The 3,024-nt window shown below is 70.8% G+C and carries 3 protein-coding genes; all 3 read right to left on the minus strand.

Features of this window, described 5'->3' with window-relative positions:
• Positions 1–442: 442 nt before the first annotated feature.
• A complete protein-coding gene (locus H0U68_RS24335; RefSeq protein WP_296359622.1) occupies positions 443–2,155 on the minus strand; it encodes an alkaline phosphatase family protein in 1,713 nt (570 codons plus the stop codon).
• Positions 2,156–2,172: 17 nt separating this feature from the next.
• Positions 2,173–2,607 carry a universal stress protein gene (locus H0U68_RS24340; protein WP_296359623.1) on the minus strand — a complete coding sequence of 145 codons (435 nt, stop codon included), beginning with the start codon at positions 2,605–2,607 and terminating at the stop codon, positions 2,173–2,175.
• A gap of 75 nt (positions 2,608–2,682) precedes the next feature.
• Positions 2,683–3,024 (minus strand): nicotinate-nucleotide--dimethylbenzimidazole phosphoribosyltransferase (locus H0U68_RS24345; RefSeq protein WP_296359624.1); only part of this gene is annotated, 342 nt, incomplete at its 5' end.

Raw genomic sequence — 3,024 nt, forward strand, 5'->3', positions numbered from 1 at the left:
GGCCGCGGCCGATGCGGTGGTGTCCGGGTGGGTCAAGTCCCAGGCCAGCCAGCCCAGCCCGGCCAGCACCAGCAGCGCCACGATGCTGCCGATCCAGGCGCTGCGGCGGCTGACGCGGCGAGGCACTGCCGGGCCTGCGGCGCCGGCGGGCTGTTCAAAGTACTCGGGAGGATCCGCCGGGGGAACCGGAGGGCGTTGGTCGGGCATCGCATTCCTTTTTCGTCGTTCTTCTGGTCGTCATCCGGCTGAGGCAGCAGGTCGGCCCAGCGAGCGTGCCACGGCTGGGCCGGCCTGTCCGACGGCGGCGTGCGCACCGCGCCGTCAGCGTTTTTCTGTCGTGCTGGCTGCGCACCAGGCGGGACGAGCCGCAAGCATGCCCGGCGTGGATGTCGCCCGGGTAAGCGTTGTGTGTCGCTTGCGTGAAGCGGCGCGCCGTCGGCCGTTAGCGGCCGACCCCAAAGGACAGCGGCAAGGGCAGCGGCTTTCCCTCGCTGCCCGAGGGCGTCTCCACTTTCAGCAGCGCGGCCAGCGTGGGTGCGAGGTCGATCGGCTCCACCGGCGTGTCCACCCGGCCGCGGCCCACCCAGCGCGGGCCCCACAGCAGCAGCGGCACCTGGGTGTCGTACGGATGCGGCGAGCCGTGCGTGGTGACGGACGCACCCATCATCCAGTAGGGCTTCAACACGTACTGCACGTCGCCCGACACGTCGGGATGCCAGGCCTTGCGCATGGCGTCGAAGAACGGTGCGCCGGCCTGACTGGTGCTCCCGCCATTCCGCAGTTCCTTGCGCGTGTACGCGGCGCCGATCGCCGGCTGCGCCAGCAGCGCGGCGCGCGCGGCGTCGGCCACGGTGTCGAAATCCAGCTTGCGCTCGGCCAGCAGCTTGCGGTCCAGCACCACCGCCTGCGCCGACAGGAAGGCCGCCAGCTTCGGTGCGCCGAAGCGCTTCTCCAGCTCGGCATTGACGGCCACCAGCAGCGCGTTGCCCGCCACGCGGCCGCCGCCCAGGCCCTGCGCCTGGCTGACTTCGGGCGCCTGCATGAAGCCGTGATCGGCGGTGAGCGCCACCACGTAGTTGTCGGCGCCGATGGTTTCGTCCAGGTCCTTGAACAGGGCCTGCAGCATGCGGTCAAGCTGCAGGAAATGGTCGTGCGACAGGCGCGACTCGGCGCTCCAGCGGTGGTTGACGTAGTCGTGCCCGGACAGGCTGACGATCAGGATGTCCGGCGTGTCCGCGTCCAGGCCCAGCCGCTCGCCAGCGATAGCGGCGCGCGCGAACTGCAGCGACAGCGCGTCGGCGAACGGCGACGCCAGCAGCGCGCCGTAGAAGCGCGGGCCCGGTGTGTCGTCGGCGGGCGTGCCCATCATCATCGGCAGCTTGCCGCCGGCCGGGCCGAACCACGGCTGGCTGTCGGGCAGCGAGCGCGCATAGGCGGCTTCGGGCAGCAGCGGCTTCCATTCGGCCTTGAAGAAGCGGTCGGCCGGCCTGGCCGCGTTGAACGCGTCCACCCAGGCCGGGTGCTGCTTCATGTAGTAGGTGCTGGTGGCGAAGGTGCCGCTCTCGCCCATGTACATGTAGGCGGTGCCGGCATGCCCGGCGGGCAGGATGGCGCCACGGTCCTTGCCCGAGATGCCGATCACCTTGGAACCCGGCACCGTGCGGCGCAGCACGTCGCCCACCGTCTCCACCTTCAGGTGGTTGGGGCTGGTGCCGTCCAGCGGCTTGGTGGCGGCGCCGATGTAGGTGTAGTTCGTGTCGCCGGTGTTGTAGACCTGCGCGCCGGTGGCGATGGCGCGCCAGTCGTTGCCGATGATGCCGGTGCGGTGCGGATAGGCCCCGGTGAGCATGGCCGCATGCCCGGCCGCCGTGACGGTGAAGGCGTGGCGGTAATGGGCCTCGGAAAACCAGGTGCCCCTGTCCAGGAAGCGGGCGAAGCCGTCGGGCGCGAGCTGGTCGCGGTAAGCCAGCACCTGCCGCTGCGGCAGGCCGTCCACCACCAGGAACACCGCCAGCCGCGGCGCCGGCGCGCTGAACAAGCCGGAACCACCGATGCCCGCGCAGCCGGCGAGAACACCCGCAAGCGGGGCGGCGAGCAGCCAGAGCAAGACCGGGCGACGCAGCGAGCGAAGGAACGAACCGTGTTGGAGTCTCATCCGTGGATTGTGTTCGTTCAATGGATGACGACCAGCACGCTGCAAGGCGCCTGCTCGATCAGCGCGCCGGAGATCGAGCCGCGCCACCAGCGCGCGGCCCAGCTGTCCAGGTGCTTGTGGCCCACCACCACCAGGTCGGCTTCGATCCTGCGCGCGTGGCGCGTGATCTCGTCGACCGCCTCGCCGGTGAGCACCTCGCCGCGCGCGGTCCATCCGGCTTCCGAGAGGCGCCGCAGGCCGTCGCGCAGCACGCCGTCGTACTTGGTCTTTTCGCGCTCTTCGAGTTCGACGTCGTAGACGCCGCCTTCGAGCCCGACGAAGCTCATGGCCGACGGCATGACCGCGATCAGGTGCAGCTCAGAGCGGCTCCATTGCGCGAGTTCCTGGCAATCGAGCAGCGCCTTCTGGCCCGCATCGGAGCCGTCATAGGCCAACAGAATCCGCTTGTACATGCGTTCTCTCCCCAACGCCGCCGGCGGCGGCTGACCGTAGGATAGACGCAGCCGGATGGCGCGGCAACGCGGGCGCTACGGCGTTTTCCCTGACACCTGGGCCGAATCGAAGGTGGCCATCTCGCGCAGGATGGCGCAGGCCGACACCAGCAGCGGCCAGGCCAGCGCCGCGCCCGAGCCCTCGCCCAGGCGCAGGCCCAGTTCCAGCAGCGGGCGCGCCGGCTCGCCCGCGTGCGCGCCCAGGTGCCGCAGCATCAGCGCATGGCCGCTTTCGCCGGAGCGGTGCGAGAACACGCAGCGCTGCAGCACGTGCGATGCGAGCCGCGCCGCCACCAGCACCGCCGCGCCGGCGATGAAGCCGTCCACCACGATAACGCGCCGTTCGGCCGCCGCCTGCAGCACGGCGCCGGCCATGGT

It is taken from the genome of Ramlibacter sp. (assembly GCF_013697775.1).
Lineage (GTDB): Bacteria > Pseudomonadota > Gammaproteobacteria > Burkholderiales > Burkholderiaceae_C > Ramlibacter.